The sequence below is a fragment of the Algoriphagus halophilus genome (assembly GCF_041729275.1).
Lineage (GTDB): Bacteria > Bacteroidota > Bacteroidia > Cytophagales > Cyclobacteriaceae > Algoriphagus > Algoriphagus halophilus_A.
Map to the genome: position 1 here is coordinate 536,886 of NZ_CP146486.1, position 20,790 is coordinate 557,675.

General features: G+C 39.0%; 18 protein-coding genes and 4 pseudogenes. 12 read left to right on the plus strand and 10 right to left on the minus strand.

Annotated elements, in window-relative coordinates:
* Positions 1 to 93: 93 nt before the first annotated feature.
* Positions 94 to 759 carry a TetR/AcrR family transcriptional regulator gene (locus V8V91_RS02880; RefSeq protein ID WP_373400604.1) on the plus strand — a complete coding sequence of 222 codons (666 nt, stop codon included), beginning with the start codon at positions 94 to 96 and terminating at the stop codon, positions 757 to 759.
* A gap of 3 nt (positions 760 to 762) precedes the next feature.
* Positions 763 to 2,184 (plus strand): amidohydrolase family protein, encoded by a 1,422-nt coding sequence (locus tag V8V91_RS02885; RefSeq protein WP_373398668.1) that lies wholly within the window; start codon positions 763 to 765, stop codon positions 2,182 to 2,184.
* A gap of 51 nt (positions 2,185 to 2,235) precedes the next feature.
* Here the strand turns inward: V8V91_RS02885 and V8V91_RS02890 are convergent, their stop codons facing one another.
* Positions 2,236 to 3,588 carry a peptide MFS transporter gene (locus V8V91_RS02890; RefSeq protein WP_373398669.1) on the minus strand — a complete coding sequence of 451 codons (1,353 nt, stop codon included), beginning with the start codon at positions 3,586 to 3,588 and terminating at the stop codon, positions 2,236 to 2,238.
* A gap of 532 nt (positions 3,589 to 4,120) precedes the next feature.
* Here V8V91_RS02890 and pckA point away from each other — a divergent pair.
* From pckA to V8V91_RS02905, 3 genes and pseudogenes are all read left to right on the plus strand, one after another.
* A pseudogene (gene pckA / locus V8V91_RS02895) lies at positions 4,121 to 5,684 on the plus strand (phosphoenolpyruvate carboxykinase (ATP)).
* Between the two features lie 107 nt (positions 5,685 to 5,791).
* A complete protein-coding gene (locus tag V8V91_RS02900) occupies positions 5,792 to 6,226 on the plus strand; it encodes a peptidylprolyl isomerase (RefSeq protein ID WP_373398670.1) in 435 nt (144 codons plus the stop codon).
* A 113-nt stretch (positions 6,227 to 6,339) separates the two neighbouring features.
* A complete protein-coding gene (locus tag V8V91_RS02905; RefSeq protein WP_373398671.1) occupies positions 6,340 to 6,924 on the plus strand; it encodes a hypothetical protein in 585 nt (194 codons plus the stop codon).
* A 159-nt stretch (positions 6,925 to 7,083) separates the two neighbouring features.
* Here V8V91_RS02905 and V8V91_RS02910 read toward each other — a convergent pair whose 3' ends face one another.
* The 4 genes and pseudogenes from V8V91_RS02910 to V8V91_RS02925 form a co-directional block, all read right to left on the minus strand.
* Positions 7,084 to 7,653 carry a TrmH family RNA methyltransferase gene (locus V8V91_RS02910; RefSeq protein ID WP_373398672.1) on the minus strand — a complete coding sequence of 190 codons (570 nt, stop codon included), beginning with the start codon at positions 7,651 to 7,653 and terminating at the stop codon, positions 7,084 to 7,086.
* A gap of 11 nt (positions 7,654 to 7,664) precedes the next feature.
* A complete protein-coding gene (locus V8V91_RS02915; RefSeq protein WP_373398673.1) occupies positions 7,665 to 10,271 on the minus strand; it encodes a DNA gyrase/topoisomerase IV subunit A in 2,607 nt (868 codons plus the stop codon).
* 106 nt (positions 10,272 to 10,377) lie between these two features.
* Positions 10,378 to 12,269 (minus strand): annotated as a pseudogene (locus V8V91_RS02920) (DNA topoisomerase IV subunit B).
* 77 nt (positions 12,270 to 12,346) lie between these two features.
* Positions 12,347 to 12,784 carry a DNA topoisomerase IV gene (locus tag V8V91_RS02925; RefSeq protein WP_373398674.1) on the minus strand — a complete coding sequence of 146 codons (438 nt, stop codon included), beginning with the start codon at positions 12,782 to 12,784 and terminating at the stop codon, positions 12,347 to 12,349.
* A gap of 406 nt (positions 12,785 to 13,190) precedes the next feature.
* Here V8V91_RS02925 and V8V91_RS02930 point away from each other — a divergent pair.
* The 3 genes and pseudogenes from V8V91_RS02930 to V8V91_RS02940 all read left to right on the plus strand — a co-directional run bounded on the left by V8V91_RS02930 (position 13,191) and on the right by V8V91_RS02940 (position 14,467).
* A pseudogene (locus tag V8V91_RS02930) lies at positions 13,191 to 13,720 on the plus strand (sterol desaturase family protein).
* Positions 13,702 to 13,908, plus strand: coding sequence for a hypothetical protein (locus V8V91_RS02935; protein ID WP_373398675.1), 207 nt, complete (start codon positions 13,702 to 13,704; stop codon positions 13,906 to 13,908). Before V8V91_RS02930 ends, V8V91_RS02935 begins: the two are co-directional and overlap by 19 nt.
* 223 nt (positions 13,909 to 14,131) lie before the next feature.
* Positions 14,132 to 14,467, plus strand: a complete 336-nt coding sequence (locus V8V91_RS02940; protein ID WP_373398676.1) for a hypothetical protein — start codon at positions 14,132 to 14,134, stop codon at positions 14,465 to 14,467.
* 30 nt (positions 14,468 to 14,497) lie between these two features.
* Here V8V91_RS02940 and V8V91_RS02945 read toward each other — a convergent pair whose 3' ends face one another.
* Complete coding sequence (locus V8V91_RS02945; protein ID WP_373398677.1) at positions 14,498 to 15,430, minus strand: ROK family protein; 933 nt, start codon at positions 15,428 to 15,430, stop codon at positions 14,498 to 14,500.
* A gap of 46 nt (positions 15,431 to 15,476) precedes the next feature.
* Positions 15,477 to 15,965, minus strand: coding sequence for a YkgJ family cysteine cluster protein (locus V8V91_RS02950; protein WP_373398678.1), 489 nt, complete (start codon positions 15,963 to 15,965; stop codon positions 15,477 to 15,479).
* A gap of 102 nt (positions 15,966 to 16,067) precedes the next feature.
* On the opposite strand from V8V91_RS02950, the gene V8V91_RS02955 reads away from it, so the two are divergent.
* Positions 16,068 to 16,427, plus strand: a complete 360-nt coding sequence (locus V8V91_RS02955; RefSeq protein ID WP_373398679.1) for an arsenate reductase family protein — start codon at positions 16,068 to 16,070, stop codon at positions 16,425 to 16,427.
* Here the strand turns inward: V8V91_RS02955 and V8V91_RS02960 are convergent.
* Positions 16,420 to 17,256 (minus strand): S1 RNA-binding domain-containing protein, encoded by an 837-nt coding sequence (locus V8V91_RS02960; RefSeq protein WP_373398680.1) that lies wholly within the window; start codon positions 17,254 to 17,256, stop codon positions 16,420 to 16,422. The genes V8V91_RS02955 and V8V91_RS02960 overlap by 8 nt on opposite strands.
* 171 nt (positions 17,257 to 17,427) lie before the next feature.
* Between V8V91_RS02960 and V8V91_RS02965 the strand changes: the two genes are divergently transcribed.
* Positions 17,428 to 18,318, plus strand: coding sequence for a 3-hydroxyacyl-CoA dehydrogenase family protein (locus V8V91_RS02965; protein WP_373398681.1), 891 nt, complete (start codon positions 17,428 to 17,430; stop codon positions 18,316 to 18,318).
* Positions 18,319 to 18,333: 15 nt separating this feature from the next.
* A complete protein-coding gene (locus V8V91_RS02970) occupies positions 18,334 to 18,951 on the plus strand; it encodes a deoxynucleoside kinase (protein WP_373398682.1) in 618 nt (205 codons plus the stop codon).
* A 2-nt stretch (positions 18,952 to 18,953) separates the two neighbouring features.
* On the opposite strand, the gene V8V91_RS02975 is transcribed toward V8V91_RS02970, so the two are convergent.
* Both V8V91_RS02975 and V8V91_RS02980 read right to left on the minus strand, forming a co-directional pair.
* Positions 18,954 to 19,598, minus strand: coding sequence for a hypothetical protein (locus V8V91_RS02975; protein WP_373398683.1), 645 nt, complete (start codon positions 19,596 to 19,598; stop codon positions 18,954 to 18,956).
* Positions 19,591 to 20,059: pseudogene (locus tag V8V91_RS02980) on the minus strand (DUF2452 domain-containing protein). Before V8V91_RS02980 ends, V8V91_RS02975 begins: the two are co-directional and overlap by 8 nt.
* A 394-nt stretch (positions 20,060 to 20,453) precedes the next feature.
* Here V8V91_RS02980 and V8V91_RS02985 point away from each other — a divergent pair.
* Positions 20,454 to 20,789: an Hpt domain-containing protein gene (locus tag V8V91_RS02985; protein ID WP_373398684.1), complete on the plus strand. Its 336-nt coding sequence runs from the start codon at positions 20,454 to 20,456 to the stop codon at positions 20,787 to 20,789.
* Position 20,790: the final 1 nt, after the last annotated feature.

Consider the following 20,790-nt stretch of genomic DNA (forward strand, 5'->3'; position numbering starts at 1 on the left):
AGCATTTTTGACCGGAGTTTAATACCTTTGATTACGTGTAAAGAACTCTAATAATATACCCATGGCCGGAGAAAAACCAATAAGGAAAAACTAATCTTAGACGCTGCTGTATCCCTTTTTACTACGAAAGGCTTCCAAGCCACTCGAATGGAGGATGTGGCAAGGACTGCAGGGATCAGCAAAGGATTAACCTATTTTTATTACAAAAACAAAGAAGACCTTTTTATGGCCTTGACCAAAAAGGCCTTTGATCAATTTAAAGATGAATTCCGGGAAGTATATCGAACCAAAGGCAAAAATGGCCTAGAGATGTTAAGTGAATTAGTGGTTAGGATTCCAGCCTTTGCCAGAGCCAACCAAGTGTATTACGATTCGATATTGAATTTTCTGGATTTGATGAAAAAATATAATAATCCTGAAACCAAAGCTCAGATCAATCCATTGATTTTGGATTCAGTTCATTTCCAAAAACTACTTGAAATCCACCATGAACCAGCCAAAATTGGTGTTATGATGGTGAGTCAGGGAATCAAAGATGGCAGCATCAGACCAGAGCTACAGCCAGAGATCACTTTTTACACCGTTTGGAGCATGATCATTGGATATGAAAAGATGATGGGACCCATTGAATATGAGGGAAAAGAAATCAAAATCAGTCCTTCCAATTGGCAACCTGGATTTCAAAAATTATTACAAGATATGCTGAGAGGTACCATTCAGGCAGTTAAGCCAGTCACCGTTCAAGGATCCTTATTCTAACCCATGAAGTTTAATTATTTTCTATTCGCAGCACTTACTTTCGCAGCTTGCGAAAGCAAAAAAGAAACAGACCTCTTGATCCATAATATCTCCATGATTGATGTGAAAAATGGAGAAACGATTCCCAACCAATTTGTAGCGATCCAGGGCGATTCTATTTTGGAAGTAGGAGGTGTTGAATTATCTCAAAAATACCAAAGCAAAACCCAGGTTGATGGAGCAGGTAAGTATCTTTTGCCTGGACTTTGGGATAACCATGTCCACTTTGGAGGTGCTGAATACAAGGATGAAAACGAACAGCTATTACCTCTTTATTTAACTTTTGGGGTTACTACCGTAAGAGATGCAGCAGGAGATATCAGTTTAGAGGTTTTAAAATGGAGGGATGAAATCAACAATGGCCAACGAATTGGCCCTAAAATTCTCACATCAGGTCCCAAACTAGAAGGAATTGAATCCATTTGGCCAGGAGATCTGGAAATTGGAACTGAAGAAGAATTAGAACTTGCCTTGGACTCCTTGGAAAAGTTGAAGGTAGATTTTATAAAGATTACGGATAACACCTTAAAACCAGCGCTATTTCTGGAAGCGGTCAAAAAAGCGACTGAAAGAGGCTGGAGTGTATCAGGTCATATTCCTACCGCCTTGACGATTGACCAGGTGTCAAAAGCAGGACAAAAGACGGTAGAACATTTGGGCTATTTGATGCGAATGACTACTCCATTTGAAGAAGAAATCAGCAAAGCCCGTGGAAATGGAACCATGAGTGCCATAGATGCTGCCAAACTACAAGCAGAAAGTAGAGATGACTCCATCACCTTGGAAAAATTTAAGCAATTGGCCCAGCAAGGAACAGGGGTGGTCCCTACCCTTTTGATCAGTTCCAATATTGCTTATTTGGATGAAAACAATTTTGCAGAAGATACCATCCTCCAATATTTAGGCCCCAAATTGAAAGAGAGTTATCAATGGCGTATTGACCGGATGGCAAATGATACTCCTGAAGACAAACAGAATCGGAAGGATAATTTTGAAGCTACAGCAAATTTAATCCCTTTAGTCAAACAATCAGGAATGAAAATCTATGCAGGAACAGATGCAGGGTATTTGAATACCTATGATTTCCCTGGGTTGGCCATTCATCTGGAACTCCAACAACTTGTCAAATATGGACTAAACCCTAGAGAAGCATTAGAAGCTTCTATCATCAATGGTCCAGAATACTTTGGTTTAGAAAAGGAGTTTGGGAGCGTTGAAGTTGGCAAAAAAGCGAATTTAATTCTATTACGTGAAAACCCCTTGGAAGACATTACAGCTACCCTATCCATTCAGGATGTTATAAAAGATGGTAAGCTGCTAGATAGAAATCGATTGGATCAACTGTTGAAGGAAATCAAGACTTGGGTCGCAGAGAAAGAGAAATAAAGAAAGGGAAGTCTTGATGGACTTCCCTTTTTTATGAAATGAGGTATGGAATCAATGGACCTCCCCCATCATTTTTCTAATGACTGGTTTCAGCAAAAACAAGAGTACTGCTGATCCTACCACCGTATATACAATCAATAAATATTGATCCGGCATGTTGGCCAGGGCTTCTTCGGAACCACCACTGGCTTCTCCTGCGATTAGACCAGCAATCAGGTTCCCCAATGCAACAGAAAGGAACCAAATTCCCATCATCTGACCTCCATATCCATTTGGAGCAAGCTTGGTCACCAAACTCAAGCCAACAGGAGATAAACTCAATTCCCCAAAAGTATGAAGCATATAGGTCATGATTAACCAAGTAGGAGCCGCTAAATCTCCTGAGGCAGCAATTTTAGCTGCAAAATACATGACAAAGAATCCCAAGCCCAACAACAATAATCCAAAGGTGAATTTCAAAGGAGAGCTAGGCTCTAAATTTCTTCTTCCAAGCCAAACCCAAAGGGCCCCAAAAAACGGTGCAAAAATGATAATGAAAAGTGAGTTAATTGACTGGAAATAACTCGCCGGGATTTCCCATCCCAACACAGTTCTGTCGGTGAATCGCTCTCCAAATAAATTCAAGGTTGATCCTGCTTGTTCAAAGCCAGACCAGAACATGGCTGAAAACAAAAACAAGATGGCAATTACTCCCACTTTATTCTTATCTGACTTACTCAATCCTCCAAATGCAATCACGTAACCTAAATAACCAAAGGCAACCAAGGCTATGACGGTTCCCGATGCTCCGGCGATTGCAGAAACATTAATTGGAATCACCCCCATAAACAGTACGGCCAAAATAGCCACTAAACCTACTCCAATCCAAGTGACAGAAGATTTCAGCTTCTTTTGACGTTCGACTTCTGAAGGTATTTCCACCACGGGAGCTTCTCCATACCCTTCAATATTTTTAGCAGTTAACTTATATTGGATTAAGCCTAAAACCATTCCAAAACCTGCTAATCCAAAACCCAGGTGCATGTCATAGGTTGCCAAGGTTCCGCAAGCAATCGGTGCAATAAAGCCTCCTAAGTTAATTCCCATGTAGAAAATGGAAAATCCAGCATCCCTTTTGGTACTTCCTTTTGGATACAATTGACCCACAATAGAACTGATATTTGGTTTGAGGAGGCCAGTACCCAATACAATCAGGATCAATCCAAGAAAGAAGGTAGAGGTATCCAAGGTGGTTAATTCGGTTTTGGCTTCATGGGCTCCATTGATCCAAGCTGCCACTCCAGGCACTGCCATCATAAAATGTCCAATGGCAATGATAATCCCACCATACCAGACAGACTTTTTCAGTCCAAAGAGACGATCTGCCAACCAACCTCCTGGAAGAGCCAATAAATAGACCCCCATGGTGTACAAACCATAAATTGCTCCGGATGTGGTATCATCAAATCCTAACCCCCATCTGCGATTGTTTTGGTCATGAATAAAATGAGCAATGCTCTCATGCCGTAATAGCTAAATCGCTCCCACATTTCAGTAAAGAAAAGAGTCATCAGACCTTTAGGATGACCAAAAACTGTTGGCCCTTCAAATTCGGAGTTAGTTGTTTTTCCAAGAGTTAATTATTTGGGTGAATATTTAATTTACAATGATAACCGATTTTATGTCTTTTTACCAAGAATCTTTATACAATGGGTGATTCAAAACCAGGGCATTAAGAAAAAAAAGAGCTATTCTTACCAAAATAAACGAGTATCCATTCTACACCAAATTTAGTACTGTTTTTTCTTCGTAATCGATTGAAAAGCCAAATTTCGCGGTTTTTATTGCTTTTATTAAAAGCCTTTTGCTTAATTTTGGGCAGACTTATTTCAGTTTGTAAACCCAAATTTCTATGCAGGACACCGTTCTGGAAAATCACAGTAAATCCAAAGTACTTATGGAAATAAATACTTCTGGAAATGTTTATTTAAACCTTCCTCCAGCCACTTTAGTTGAAATGGCTCTTGCACGGCAAGAAGGATTTCTTACCTCTACCGGAGCCTTGATGGCAGATACAGGTGAATTCACCGGTAGATCTCCCAAAGACCGTTTTATTGTTTTGGATGAAAAAACAAAAGACAGTGTTTGGTGGGGAGACATCAACATTCCTTTTGAACCAGCTAAATTTGATTTACTGGAGCAGAAAATGAAGTATTTTCTCAGTGAGAAGGATCTTTTGTGAGAGACGCCTATGTGGGAGCTGACCCTCAGCACCGTTTAAATCTAAGGATATTCAACACGATGGCTTGGCATAACTTGTTCTGCCATAATATGTTTTTAAGGCCTGAAAAAGAGGAATTGGAACACTTTGAGCCAGACTTCACCATCATTTGTGCCCCCGATTTTGAAGCTAATCCAGCTATTGATGGGACGAAGAGCCCCAATTTTGCAATTCTGAATTTAACCAAGCGGATGATTCTAATTGGAGGAACGGGGTATGCAGGGGAAATGAAGAAAGGAATATTTTCAGTTCTCAATTTTATCCTTCCGCATGAAAAGGGAATCTTATCCATGCATTGTTCCGCAAACATTGGCAAACAAGAGGATACTGCTATTTTCTTTGGATTATCTGGGACAGGAAAAACGACCCTTTCTGCAGACCCAAACCGGAAGTTAATTGGAGACGATGAACATGGTTGGACAGATACTACTGTATTTAATTTCGAAGGGGGCTGCTATGCCAAAGTAGTGGACTTGAGTAGGGAAAAAAGACTGAAATTTGGGATGCTATAAAATTTGGAGCCATCGTAGAAAACACCCGGTTCAAACCTGGTACAAGGGAGGTAGACTACCGAAATATTGAAGTCACACAAAACACAAGAACGGCCTACCCCATTTATCATATTCAAAATGCGCAAACCCCTTCCATCGGAGGAATTCCAAAAAACATCTTCTTTCTGACCGCGGATGCATTTGGAGTGATCCCTCCTATCTCAAGACTCAGCAAAAGTCAAGCAATGTATCATTTCATTTCAGGGTATACTGCGAAAGTAGCAGGTACAGAAATGGGAGTTATAGAGCCAAAATTGACCTTCTCAGCCTGTTTTGGAGCTGCATTTCTACCCCTACATCCTACCGAATATGCTTCTTTATTTGGGGAGAAAATGGAAAGACATGATGTGAATGTTTGGTTAATTAATACGGGGTGGACCGGTGGACCTTACGGAGTTGGGTCTAGAATGAAATTGGCCTATACAAGAGCTATGATTACTGCTGCTTTGGAGGGAAACTTAGATCAGATGGAATACAAAAAGCATCCAACTTTTGGTTTTAAAGTACCCCAAGAATGTTTGAATGTTCCAAAAGAAGTCCTTAACCCAAAAAACACCTGGGAAGATCCACATGCATATGATCGCCAAGCAAAGAAACTTGCCGAAGCATTTATAGAAAATTTTAGACAATTTGAAAGTTTTGCCTCACAAGAAATCAAAGAGGGAGCTCCTACTCCACTTGATTTCTAAAACCAATTCCTCTTAAATTTCTAAAGGTTTTATCCAGTTTATCTGTTTATTTTGCATTCTGATTTTTAATAAACAGAAAGAATTATCTTTCAATTCATCTTAAAGAAATGAGAACAGCTGAAATTATTACTGAAAAAGGAACCATGAAGGTGGAGTTTTATGAGGATGATGCTCCTATTGCAGTCCAAAATTTTATTGATTTATCAAATAAAGGGTTTTACGATGGACTCACTTTCCACCGGGTAATTCCAAATTTCGTGATCCAAGGTGGTTGTCCTATTGGAAATGGCGCTGGAGGCCCAGGATATAAAATCAAATGTGAACTGGATGGGGAAAACCAATACCATGACCGAGGCGTGCTTTCTATGGCTCATGCAGGTAGAAATACCGGAGGTTCCCAGTTCTTCATTTGTCATAGCAGAGACAACACCGCTCACCTGGATAGAAACCATACTTGTTTTGGTAAAGTGGTAGAAGGGTTGGACGTAATTGACGACATAAGAGCAGGAGACAAAATTGAAAAAATTGTCATAAGCGAATAATGATCAAAGCCTTCCAACATGTTGGAAGGCTTTTTTCTTCATCCATTTTTCATCGTTTAATAAGAATTGGAATAGTTATTGGACAAATGGCCTTCCTAATAACAAGGCCCTTTATGAACAAAAAGCTTTTTCAGTATTCCTACATTGTTTTAGCTCTGCTCCTATCATCCAATCTATATGCCCAACGCTATGGAAATGCCGTTGGCATTCGGTTAGGAAATAATCAGATCAGCAGGCAACTGGGAATTTCTTTCCAACAGCGTTTGATGGATAGAACTAGCCTGGAAGCCATATTGCAAACTGATTTTGCACGAAATTCCAGCCTAAGCTTATTACTGGAGAAACACAGACCGATTATTTCCAAGCGATTCAATTATTACTTGGGCGCAGGTGTCTCTTTTGGAAATGAGGAAAGCTTCAAAAAGAATGAAATTGAAAAGGAGATCGTTCAAACATATGGAAATAAAACCATGGGAATTGAAGGTATTGGAGGGATAGAGTTCACGATTGCCAAAACAGTTTTATCTATAGACTATAAGCCCAATTTTAATCTAACAGGAAGAGAGGAATTTTATAGAGGACAGGTCGGCTTTTCCGCCAGGACCGTGTTGACCAAAAGCAAAGAACAAAAGCGAAAACAACGAAGAAGAAAAAAGCTAAGAAACAGGGGCAGCAAGAACCTTTTGGAGAAAAAGTGAAATCCTTTTTCTCTAATAACTAATGGAAATCACCTTTTTAAAGAATCCAGAAACACTTTTTCATGAATATCAGAATTCTTCACCACAGACTTATACCATTGCAATCGAAGCTCCACTTGCTCTGTATCATTTAAATAAAAACCAGCCAGATTTTTAGAATCAGCATGTTGAATTAAATGATGTAAAAATGGAGGCTGCAACTGAAATATTGAAGCTTTCAGTGAACCCCAACATGGGAATATGTACCAACGCATCTGCATTTTGGATTACCTCTTCACTTACTCCTTCATGTTCATTGCCAAACACCAGGGCTAATTTTTCATTGGGATTGATTTCCTCAATGGTTTTTGAATTCGCTTCAGGACTTGTCGCATAAATCTTATATCCATTTTTTCGAAGATGCGAAAAGCAGTCTTTCACCCCAGATCCATCCGGATTATAATACTTTTTTAGATCCACCCATTGGGAGGCACCACGGGTAACAAATGGGTTTATCTTGTATTCTTTGGTTTTCTCTATGACATGAACATCTTGAATTCCAAAGCAGTCACAAGTCCTTAATACTGCACTGGCATTATGTGGCTTAAAAATATCCTCCAATACCACCGTGAAAAAGCGGGTTCGTTTGGACAGCACATCTTCCATCACTTTCTTTTTATGATCGGTAATGTACTGTCCTAAATACTCAATTAAACCTTGATCAATATTTTCCTGAGGATTTGAACCCATAAATAGAGACCTTAAAAAAGACCTAATTGTTCCTCATCATCTTTTTTCACTGAAAGATCAATGGTCTTTCCCACTTCGATTTCATCATCCTCTGAGTCAGTGTCCTCAGCGGAAGTATTTTCTGTTGATGATTTTTTGGTTTCAATAAGTTTAATCTCTTTTACCTGATGGGAGCTCAATTTATTTCCGATCGCTTTCCAGCCCTTCACATCAATCAACATATCCAAATCATAATCCTTCACTTCCTCTTCTTTACCTTTCACCAGGGTGACAGTAGCCTGAGGTTGTTTTTCGGTGGACACCACCTTCAGGTAGGATTGTTTGTGATCTGTAATGAAATTGAATTTTTTATTGACGGTGGTCGTCTCAATCTGGAATCTTTTTACAAAATACGTTTTGGAACTTCCATCGTAATAGATGGCTGAAATAATGGCCTCAGGGTCAAACTTCTCGATCAATAATACATTGGAGGGTTCGTAGCGGTTGGTGAGTTCAAAAGAAGTCAATTCATAATCTCCAGATTTGTAGCAAACGAGGACCTTGTCATCTCCCAAGAAATTGCCGATCAGGTTACCTCTTTGATCAGTATTTAATCTACCTACTATAGGATCATAATAAATATCCAAACCTCCCAAAGTAGAAACCCCTTCCATTTTTAATTGGATCTTTCTCACTGGGTATTTGGTCAAAATATTTCCTCCCGCACCTCTTCCTTTGATTTCTATGGTGGCAAAATCAAAGTCAAATACTTTGACCCTTGCTTTGGCACCCTGGGTCAGGTAAACAGTCACAATTTCTGCCTCTCCGTTCGAATTGGCCGTCAAATACAAGACTTTAGAGCCTTTGGTACCTTTGGTTAGGTCATATTCCTTATCTCTGGTCACTGCCAGCACCTGAAACCTTTTGACCATCGCCCTTCCGGACCCCCCATCCAAATAGATGAGATTATAAACCATCCTTTCATCTCCTTTTCGGAAGACTCCTACATAAAGGATATCCTTCCCCATAAAATTCTTTTCCTGGATTTTGGAAACCATGCATTTCCCATCCTTTCTAATGACGATAATGTCATCTAGATCAGAACAGTCACATACAAATTCATCTTTCTTTAAGGCAGAACCCACAAATCCATCTGCTCTGTTCACATACAACTTGGCATTATTTGCTGCCACCACAGATGCTTCAATGGTATCAAATGCTCTGATCTCTGTTTTACGCTCTCTACCTTTTCCATATTTGGTCAATAGGTTTTGGTAATACTTGATCGCATAATCCGTCAAATGACGAAGGTTGTAATTCACCTCTTTCAGTTCCTCTTGAAGCTTTCTCATCAATTCATCTGCCTTGAAAGCATCGAATTTTGAGATTCGCTTGATCCTGATTTCAGTCAATTTGACCAAATCATCCTGGACAATTTCCCTATAAAAATCAGGTTTGTAGGGTTCCAATCCTTGATCAATCGCTTCCAGCACCCCTTCCCAAGTGGTACACTCCTCTATATCACGGTAAATTCGATTTTCGATGAAAATCTTTTCCAAAGAAGAGAACAATACCTTCTCCATCAACTCCGCCTTTCTAATTTCTAACTCCCTCTTTAGAAGTGCTTTTGTTTGCTTGGTATTGTAAGCAAGAATTTCATTGACATTTAAAAAGACCGGCTTTTCATCAATAATCACACAGGCATTTGGAGAGATGGAGACCTGACAGTCTGTAAATGCATACAGGGCATCAATGGTCACATCCGGAGAAACCCCTGAAGCCAGTTGGATGGCAATCTCTACATCTTTGGCAGTATTATCTACTACCTTTTTGATTTTTATTTTCCCCTTATCGTTTGCTTTCAGGATAGAATCAATCAAAGAATCCGTGGTAGTCCCATAAGGTATTTCCTTGATTAATATGGTCTTACTATCTTCCTCCTCAATTCTTGCTCTAACTTTAACCTTACCTCCTCTTTCTCCACCATTGTATTCCGAAAAGTCCGCTAAGCCACCCGTAATAAAATCCGGTAAGACATTGGTAGGATTTCCTTTCAATATTTCAATCGACCCTTCAATCAATTCACAAAAGTTATGGGGAAGGATCTTCGTAGATAAACCTACGGCAATCCCTTCCACTCCCTGAGCCAATAGCAAAGGAAATTTCACGGGAAGGGTAACCGGTTCTCTTTTCCTTCCATCGTAAGACAATTGCCATTCGGTAGTCTGTGGATTAAAGACTACATCCAATGCAAATTTGGACAGTCTGGCTTCAATGTATCTTGCTGCCGCAGCTCGGTCACCAGTCCTTACATCTCCCCAGTTACCCTGAGTTTCAATCAAAAGGTCTTTTTGCCCGATGTTGACAATGGCATCTCCAATGGAAGCATCCCCGTGAGGGTGATATTGCATGGATTGGCCGATGATATTGGCCACCTTATTGAATCTCCCATCATCCATTTCCTTCATGGCATGAAGGATTCTACGTTGAACGGGTTTTAAGCCATCTTCAATCGCAGGTACTGCACGCTCAAGAATTACATAAGATGCATAATCCAGAAACCATTCCTTATACATCCCAGTAACTGGAACGGAATCGTGCAGGCTTCCGTCATTTGACAAATTGTTTTCTTCACTCATGAAATAATTCCGGTTATTAGTGGAATTTCAAACTCAAAATTGATCTGAAATTCACTTTTTCTTTTCAGAAAATACGTTTAATGTTCTTTAAAACTCCGAATTTGGATCAAGCAGCTTCCTCCTCATTCACTGCTTCAGCCTTCGGATCATCCAATGCTAAATCCTTCTCAATTTTGAGATTATCAATTATGAATGTCTGTCGGCTCGGGGTATTTTTCCCCATATAAAACCCTAATAAATCCGCTATTTTCGTTTCCTTGTTCAATATGATGGGTTCAAGACGAATGTCTTCTCCAATGAAGGTCCCAAATTCCTCAGGGGAAATTTCTCCCAATCCTTTGAACCTGGTGATTTCTGGCTTGGAACCGAGCTTATGAATGGCTTTTGCCTTTCCTCATCGGTGTAACAATAGATCGTCTCTTTCTTATTTCTTACCCGGAACAATGGGGTATCCAGGATAAATAAGTGACCATTTTTTACCAAATCAGGAAAAAATTGCAAGAAGTAAGTCATGATCAATAACCGAATGTGCATTCCATCCACATCGGCATCTGTAGCGATGACTATTTTCCTATACCGCAGGTTTTCGATACCATCCTCAATATTCAAGGCATGTTGTAAGAGGTTAAATTCCTCATTTTCATACACGACCTTTTTGGTCATCCCGTAACAATTCAGGGGCTTTCCTCTTAGGGAGAAAACTGCTTGGGTCTGAACGTCTCTGGATTTGGTGATAGATCCTGAAGCTGAATCCCCCTCCGTAATGAAAAGCATGGTATTGTTTTTCTGATCTTCATCAGCTTTGGCATCATCATAATGAACCCGGCAATCACGAAGCTTTTTGTTATGGAGGTTTGCTTTTTCGCCCGCTCATTGGCCAGCTTTTTAATACCTGAAATCTCTTTTCGCTCCCGTTCGGACTGAAGGATTCTTTTAATAACGCATCCGCAACTGCCGGATTTTTATGTAAATAATTATCCAGTTCAGTTTTTATGAAGTCATTGACAAAGGTCCTCAACGTAGGTCCATCAGGTCCAACAGATTGGGAACCTAACTTGGTTTTTGTCTGGGATTCGAACACTGGCTCCTGTACCCTTACGGCAATGGATGCCAACACGCTTTGTCGGATATCAGCAGCATCGTAATCTTTTTGAAAAACTCTCTCACTGTTTTGACAATGGCCTCCCTAAAAGCGGCCAAGTGAGTTCCACCTTGTGTAGTATATTGACCATTGACAAAAGAATAATATTCCTCACCATACTGAGAAGTATGGGTGATGGCCACTTCTATATCATTCCCTTTTAGGTGAATGATCGGATATCGGATACTCTCTTCGTCAACTTTATTGGACAATAAATCATAGAGCCCTTTATCAGAAAAATACTTTTTGCCATTGTAATTAATGGTCAATCCTGCATTTAAATAGGCATAATTCCAGATTTGGTTTTCTAAGTACTCTGGAATGAAGTGGTAATTCTTGAAAATGCTGGCATCCGGGGAAAATACCACCTTGGTGCCATTTCTATCTGAAGATTTAGAAATAGGTGCATCATTGGTCAAAATACCTTTTTCGAACTCAGCTACTTTGGTTTCTCCATCTCTATATGCCTGAACCTTAAAAAAATCAGATAAGGCATTCACCGCTTTGGTACCTACCCCATTCAATCCAACTGATTTTTGAAATGCACCAGAATCATATTTACCACCAGTATTAATTTTGGAAACACAATCAATGACTTTACCCAAAGGGATGCCCCGCCCATAATCTCTCACCTCTACCTTATGCTCTGAAATCTTCACATCGATGGTTCGTCCATATCCCATCATATGCTCATCGATAGAGTTATCCAGCACTTCCTTTACTAATACATAAATCCCATCATCTTGTGCACTACCATCCCCCAATTTACCAATGTACATCCCTGGTCTGAGTCGAATGTGCTCTCTCCAATCCAGGGACTTAATACTATCTTCTGTATATTTTACTGGTTCTGCCATAGTTTAATTTTGAAATTCCGATCAAGATTTATTTTGAACTTCCTTGAATTTACCTGCCATAATAACAAATAATCCAATTACCCAAATGACAAACAATGTCGGGATGATGTAAAATATAAAATCAAATTGCTCCGGGCAGCGTCATCTTGATTATTTATCGCATGGGTATAAAATATCAAAAGCCCAAGGCTGACATTCAAAATCCCTCCAAAGGAATAAAACCAACCTAAATAATAATCCCTAAACCGATCACCCACGGGGAAGATCCTTACCAAACCACGGTGACTTTTTGTTTCCAATAATTTAGGAGGTAGTAAGACGATTGCATTCATCACTACAAAAACAGCAATCATGCCATAGAAGAAGGTACCTCTACTTAAATCTCTCGCCATATTCCCTGCTTCACCTTTACTTAAACTGAGTTGTTCAGGTAAAGCCGAGTAGAAATACAATAAATAGAAAATAAAGAATAGGATACTTAGGAAATAAAAGGCCTTGCCAAACCGATAGTACATATTATTGAGTAATTGAAGGTGCTAATATAAAGGATTTGATCAAACAGATTCGGACTATTTAGAGTTGGTTTTATGATTATATTTGACAAGTACAGTCAATAATAAGCCCAAATTAATGAACCTCAGTCCAGTAGTTATCGCAATCCCCATCTATTTCTTATTGATGGCAATTGAAATGATCGTGCTTCGATTCCAAAAACACCCTGGTTATCGCATGAATGACGCCATTACCAACATCAATTGTGGGGTCATGTCACAAGTAACAGGTGTATTTTTCAAAATAATTTCCATTGGTATTTATACCCTGATCTTTGAGCATTATGGCTTCTTTCAAATCCCAAATAACGTGTGGACCTTTTTCTTGTTATTCTTTTTATATGATTTCTGTTACTATTGGGCCCACCGAATGAGCCATGAAGTTAATTTATTCTGGGGAGGACATGTTGTCCATCATTCCAGTGAAGAATATAACCTTTCTGTAGCCCTAAGACAAAGTAGTACCCAGACTTTCTGGACCTTCTTTTTTATTTCCCACTAGCCATTTTAGGATTTGACCCCGTGATGCTCATTTTGGTATCAGGCTTGAACCTGTTGTACCAATTTTGGATTCATACCGAAGTAATCGGGAAAATGGGATTTCTGGAACATTTCATGAATACACCTTCCCATCATCGGGTTCATCATGGAAGAAACCCAAAGTATATTGACAAAAACCATGGCGGCACGTTCATCATCTTTGACAAATGGTTTGGGACATTTCAGGAAGAAGAAGAAACACCTACCTATGGAATCACTACACCGGTGAAAAGCTGGAATCCCTTTTGGGTCAACATTGCTCATTATGTCACCATGAAGGAGGAGCTGAAACAGATAAAAGGACTTCGGGATAAATTAAAATACCTGTTCAATAAACCAGGGTGGCTTCCCCCTATTTAGGAGGGTATCGTGCACCCAAAGAGGTGGAATCCAATTACTCCAAATACGACACGGTGGTCCCCCCAACCATGAATTGGTACATTTTCACGCAATACGTTTTGCTATTATTACTTACCGGTTTTTTCTTGTTCCAAGTAAACGATCTTGATCTAGTTGCAAAAGTGGGGGTAAGTGTGCTGATCATCTGACTACCGTCAGTTTCTCTGGGATTTTTGAAAAAGGAAATGGTATTTCCCTCAGGAATACCTACGAGTCCTGACCTTTGATTTATCAGTTTTCTATTTATTTCAAGGTATTATTCCTGAAATAGTACTGCTTTCTATGCTGGGAGTTTATACTTTTGCATCCTTTCTATGGCTATGGAAAAACCATCAGCTTACTTCTGAAATTTCTTCTGCATCCCTTTGATACATGCTTAAAAACATAAAATTAGTGTTGCCTTTTATTGCGTTCTTGATTGCCTCCTGTGGGGGTAAACTTGATGCAGGAAATATAAATTTAGACAACTGGAAATCGGATCGATATGGTTGCAAGGGTCTACGGATCCAGGATGTAGAGGAATTGCAAAAAATCAAGCAAAACTTCTTAGGAGAGAATAACCAGTCTATCATCAAGACCTTTGGAAGACCTGACCGGGTAGAATTAGTAGACAAAAGCCAAAGTTTTTTCTTCTATTTCTTAGAACCAAGTGGCGATTGTGAAGGGGTGGAAACAGAAAAGAACCCCTTCGGGTTCTTTTTCGAATGAATGCGATAAGTAAGGTTTCAGAGGTTACTATTACAAACCTGAACCCATAAAACAAAGTGCTGCGGCACCTAAAGTACCAGCGTTATTTTCCAAGGTAGCTTTTTTAAGCTTCAAGTCTTTTACATAATAATGGGTAAGGTATTGTCGAATGGTATGGTCCAATGAAGGCATCATAAATTCAAGACCTGCAGAAATCCCTCCGCCAAAGTAGACTTCCGTCACATCCAAAACCCTGATCGTGGAAACAATGGCTTCCCCTAAAATGGTACCTACTTCTTCAAATACCATAAGGGCTACCTCATTTCCAGCTTTGGCCGAGTCTACCAATAGGTGCGTGCCTAATTCTTTCCCTTCCAATCCTTTCGCTTTTTCTGGGTAGGCAGCAATCATTTTCTCCATGATTTTAAGAATACCATTTCTTCCGATCAGGGTTTCCAATCTGGCATTCCCTCGGGAAAGCATATGTCCCATTTCCATGGCATTTCCACGTGAACCTTTAAAAACTTCTCCATCCAACACCAATGCACTTCCGATTCCTGTACCCATGGTCACAAAAAGGAAGTTTGCACTCGGATTATCCTTTCCAAAATAAAATTCACCGATCCCAGCAGCTGCAGCATCATTTTCCAGGAAAAATTCACAACCTGGGTATGCTTCTTCTAATCCACCCCTCAAATTAAAATCATCCAAGCCTGGAATAGCGGGTATTTCTAAGGTGGTGGTTCTATCTTTTGAAATTAGACCAGGTAGCCCAATCCCGACTTTCTTCACTTGCGGATATTTTGCTAAATATTTTCCGATCCCTTTGATAAAACAGGGCCCAAAACCTTCAGGATCATCACGAAATGGCGTGGTATCTTCTTTTTGAAATTCAACGATTGTACCTTCTTTATCTACAAGTCCAATTTTTAAATGGGTTCCTCCCACGTCCACTCCTAAAAAGTGTATATCCTGATTTTGCATGTTTATTGTTATAGGTTTGTTATTCAAAAAAAGCAAAAAGAATGGATTACTTCCTATATTCTTTGCCAATCTCTGAGAAAATTTTGAAAACTGCAGGGCAAACTAGTGTATTTCTTAAACTTAGATTTAAGATCCCGTGCATATTTTTTCTATTGGTATGTGGGTATTCCCTACAAGCTTTGGGTCTCTCATCATAGACTAAACATTTATTATCCTTATTCAAAAAAGGACAGGGTGATGAATTCAATACAAAATCCCCTTCTTCGTCCCTATGTAAATATTCCTCTATAAAATTACTGCTTTTCATCCTAAAAACCTTTGCGAGTCGATCGATGTCAGTTTGGATGAAAATAGGGCTAGTAGTCTTACAACAATTTGCACAATCAAGACAATCTATCTCTTCAAATGCCAATTCGTGTTGCTCAGAAAATCGCTGATCCAATTCTTTCGGCTTTACTTTCCTCAGCTTTGCTTTCAATTTAGTATTAGAAGGAAACTCAGATTGGCTTTCTTTCTGAAATTTTTCGAGATCCATACCCTAAAATTATTTTATTTTATATTGAATAAAAACCCGATAATATATTTGCTTAAAACGCAGGTTATCAGTATATTCTGTACACATTTAACCCAAAACACCATGAAGATGCATCCCTCTGAACTCTATTTTTATCATAGTCCCGGGCAGGTCATTGATAAACAAACATTGGCCTATGCACATTCCATTGCCAATTTCATCAATCAGATAGATGTGGTTAAAGAAAGAATAACCACTACCCAGTGGAATAGCATGCTGATGAAACTAAACCTCCGGGCGAAAGACTTGCTGAACAAGGCTCATCCAGATTATCAGTCTAAAATAGCCGGCAATGATTGGGACGATGAAAGCTGGTTAAATATTTTAGTGAGAAATCCACACCTTATTAAATCTCCGATAGCAGTATTGAGAAACAAAGCTATTCTTTGCAGAACCCCCAGTGATATTCTAAAACTTAATTAGAAGAATTGATTGAAATCCCATTTTCTAAAATTTGGATTTTACCAGCTTTATATAATTGTCCTATACACTGCTTAAAATGTTTCTTACTCATCCCTAACTCCTTTTGAATTTCTTCTGGAGCGGATTTGTCATGCAATGGCATAAAGCCTTTTTCTTCCAACATCTCTAAAATCATTTCTGCACCTTCTTCATATTTCACTCTTCCTGGAGGTAATAGCTGCAAGTCCACTTTTCCATCATCTCTCCTCTTCTTCACAAAAAACTTCCTCAAATCTCCAATCTCAAGTGGCTGAAAAACTTCATTGGAAAATACCAATCCCTCGTATTGGTCTTCGATCAACACTTTGTATCCTAAATCAGTTTTGTCAAATACCAATCCCGAAACTTCGGTTCCTGGCACATAATCCATTGGAGCCTCTGAAATGAAGTCCCGGTATTTATTCACTCCGATCAAGCGATTGGTCTGGAAATCCACACAGACTTTGACCAGGTATTTCTTTCCAACTACCATGTTTTGGCCTAATTCAGCTTTGGGAACCAATAAATCTTTTGGCAAACCCCAATCCATAAACACTCCAAATGGTGCAATTTCTTTGGCTTCCAATACAGCAAACTCATCCAATAATGCTTTGGGACTTTCAGTTACAGCAACCGGTCTATCCTCACTATCCGTATACACAAAGACAGCGATCTCCTCTCCTTCCTTCTCATCACCTAATAAATAACCTTTAGGCAATAAAACTTCTTCACCTGAGCTAAGCGCCAGATAGGCTCCAAAATCTGTAAATCGATTAATAGGAAGTGTGCTAATCAAACCAAGTTCTTTCATACCACAAAGGTAGACATTAATCCTATTTAGGAAGGGAAGAATTTCTGACATTCAAAGTCAGATTAGAAGAATCAAAAAATTGGAATTAGAAGGTGATCGAATTAGTTTTGGATAAAACACAGCATAGCAACAAATAAAACCCAACATATAACACCTTAAATTTTAACATTCATGAAGAATATATCAGTGATCGGTTCAGGTACTATGGGAAATGGAATTGCACATGTTTTTGCACAACATGGATACCAAGTCTCCTTGATTGATCTTAAACAGGAATTTTTGGAAAAAGCTTTAGCAACCATCACCAAAAATTTGGATAGACAAGTAGCAAAGGAAGTACTCACTGAAGAACAAAAGACAAAAGCTTTGTCCAACATATCTACTTATACTGATTTAAAGGAAGGCGTTCAAAAGGCAGAACTGGTAATTGAAGCAGCTACTGAAAACCTAGCTATTAAACTGGATTTATTCCGACAGATAGATCAAGCAAGTCCCGAGAATGCCATTCTTGCTACCAATACTTCTTCCATTTCCATTACTAAAATCGCAGCTGCCACTAACAGACCTGCTCAGGTAATTGGAATGCACTTTATGAATCCCGTTCCAGTAATGAAGTTGGTGGAAGTAATACGAGGATATGCCACCTCCGATGAGACTACCCAACAAATCATGGGACTCTCAGAAAAGCTTTCCAAAGTTCCGGTAGAAGTAAATGATTATCCTGGCTTTGTGGCCAATAGGATTCTAATGCCTATGATCAATGAAGGGATCTATTCTTTATATGAAGGGGTAGCAGGTGTATATGAAATAGACACGGTGATGAAACTTGGAATGGCTCACCCCATGGGGCCCCTTCAATTGGCAGATTTCATAGGCTTGGACGTTTGTCTTTCTATCTTAAAAGTATTGCATGATGGTTTTGGCAACCCAAAATACGCTCCTTGCCCTTTGCTTGTGAACATGGTAGAAGCTGGTTTTAAAGGCGTCAAGTCAGGAGAAGGGTTTTATACCTATATCAAGGGAAGCAAGGATTTAGTAGTCTCTCCAAGATTCTCCAACTAACAAAAAAAACAGACCATGCATATTGCTGTTGCTGGAAATATTGGAAGTGGAAAAACCACCTTGACCGAAAAATTAGCGAAACACTATGGTTGGAAAGCGGAGTTTGAGGCCGTGGACAACAATCCATATCTTCCGGATTTCTATGAAGACATGAAAAGATGGGCTTTTCATCTTCAAGTTTATTTTCTGAATTCAAGATTTAATCAGATCTCAAAAATTCAGGAGCAAAAATCCCATTTTATCCAGGATAGAACCATTTACGAGGATGCCTATATATTCGCAGCCAACCTACATACAAGTGGGTTAATGACAAGCAGGGACTATGAAAACTATCAAAGTCTTTTTAACAGCATGATTACCCATGTCAAAGCTCCAGACTTATTGATTTACCTAAGGGCAGATATCCCGAAACTGGTAGATCAAATAGAAAAAAGAGGTCGGGACTATGAAACGACCATGTCCATTGACTACTTAAAGAACCTCAATCGACACTATGAGGATTGGATCAAAAATTACCAAGAAGGGAAACTCTTGATTATAGATGTAAACCAGTTGGATTTTGTCTCTAATCCCGAAGATTTTTCTTTTGTTGTAGAAAAAATTGACCGAGAGATTTTTGGATTATTCAGCTAGGATCATTCAAATTTTCGCATGAACCAATTGAGGAGGATCGTACGCTGCTCCTCTTTTGGATTCATCAATAAATGATCCAGTCTTTTCAATGATCCCCCTGTCATCAAAGTCTCGTAAGGTGTAATCCGAATCAATTTATATCCATGGATTCTTGTTTGGATATCGGTTTGGGCATCATTATATGCCAACAGTTTCCAACCACTTGAGCCATTCCCGTAGAAATCACCCGGCTCGCTTGTTACACCAAAACTATGTGTAGCGATTGGAGGGCCAGACCAAACCCTACCTTGCAAACCCGCTTTCAAACAGTCTTTTTCATACGTTCTACACAAACGCTTCTGGGCTTCGTAAAAAGGCAAATTAAACTCTTTATAAAAATCTGATCTATAGGAAATTAACCGATATCTATTAAAGTGTAGCTCGTCGTCATACAACACAAGACTCCGGTTGATTTTAAAATCAAATTTCAACTTCTTCAACAAGGGAGCCTCTCCTATACCACCTAAATCTTCATAGATTTCATCCAACCATTCTTTTCCTTTTTGATCCAAAAATTTGGGGTTGACCTCCAATTCGAAATCCCTTTCAAACTCTACTTCGCCTTCTTTCAATATACCTTGTAGTTGGCGCGTAATCAGGTTATCCATTGTCTTTATTATTTTCCTTTACGATCTCCCAGGTATGATCCGCTAATAATTTTACTTCCGCTAAAAAATGAGAGAAGCTTTTTTCTTCCCCACTCATCCGGGGCAATCATGCTTAAAAAATCATTCCCATCCTCTTTCTGATACAAATAATAATGGTGATTAATCAAAGGCTCAAAAGAAGTCTGAGCATGGTATATTCTTTCTGAATAGGATACTCTTGCCTGAATGGCTTTTGCTTGATCAGCCAATAATTGCATTTGCCTATAGATCTGAGACATCTGCATATCTGTTTGACTTTGCATGGCAGCAATGGCCCTCCCATTGATCTTCCCTAGATCTTCAGGACGCACAATTGCACTCCCGGCATGGTGTGGATAAGGTAAACTACCAGGGTTTTCTGCCGTCTTTTCCTTCATCTCACTCAAATCCAATTTAGTGATGTCTATTTTTTTCTTAGTCATTACTTTTTAGTTTCCTCTCCTGAGCTTATCCTTTCTTTCAAATTCCCTTTTGAACCGGGAAAGGTAGTTCTTGTGGATATGTCATAGCCGATCCAGGCCATGATTAACATAAAGATCAAAAACAAAATCAGAAAGATTTTTTTGTTACGCTGCATAATCTGAATAATCTGTCTTTATAAGAATCCAAAATTAGGAAAGGATGTTTAAGAACCCATCAAATAATTTAGATCTCTTGTTTCAGGTCAATCAATGAATAAGATAACTTATATAAAAAAATTACAAATTTTCTTCAAATCATTTGTTCCTTGATTACACAATTGGAAAATTGTTTTTAATTTTAACGGTAGTCTACCAAACACAGGTTTTTTCACTCCATACTCTTTTCAGTCCGACCATGTATCAAATTATAAGTGAGCAATCTATTTATCAGTATTTTGGTGATGATGATCCGGATATGACGAAGGAGATGATCCAAATAATCCTTGATACCAATATCAAAGATTTGAAAGAGCTCAATGAATTTTATAAGACGAAGGATTTTGACACAATTAAAAGACGGTGCCATAAAGCCAAGCCAACAATGAGTTACATTGGAGCTTTAAAAACCCGTAAGTTATTGGAAGAAATCGACGCCAATCTTAAAGATTCTTTTGAAATCAACTATACCCTCCAGAAACATTTAGACGTGATTATCGAGGAACTAAATGAGTTCCTTGAGACGATAAACTAAC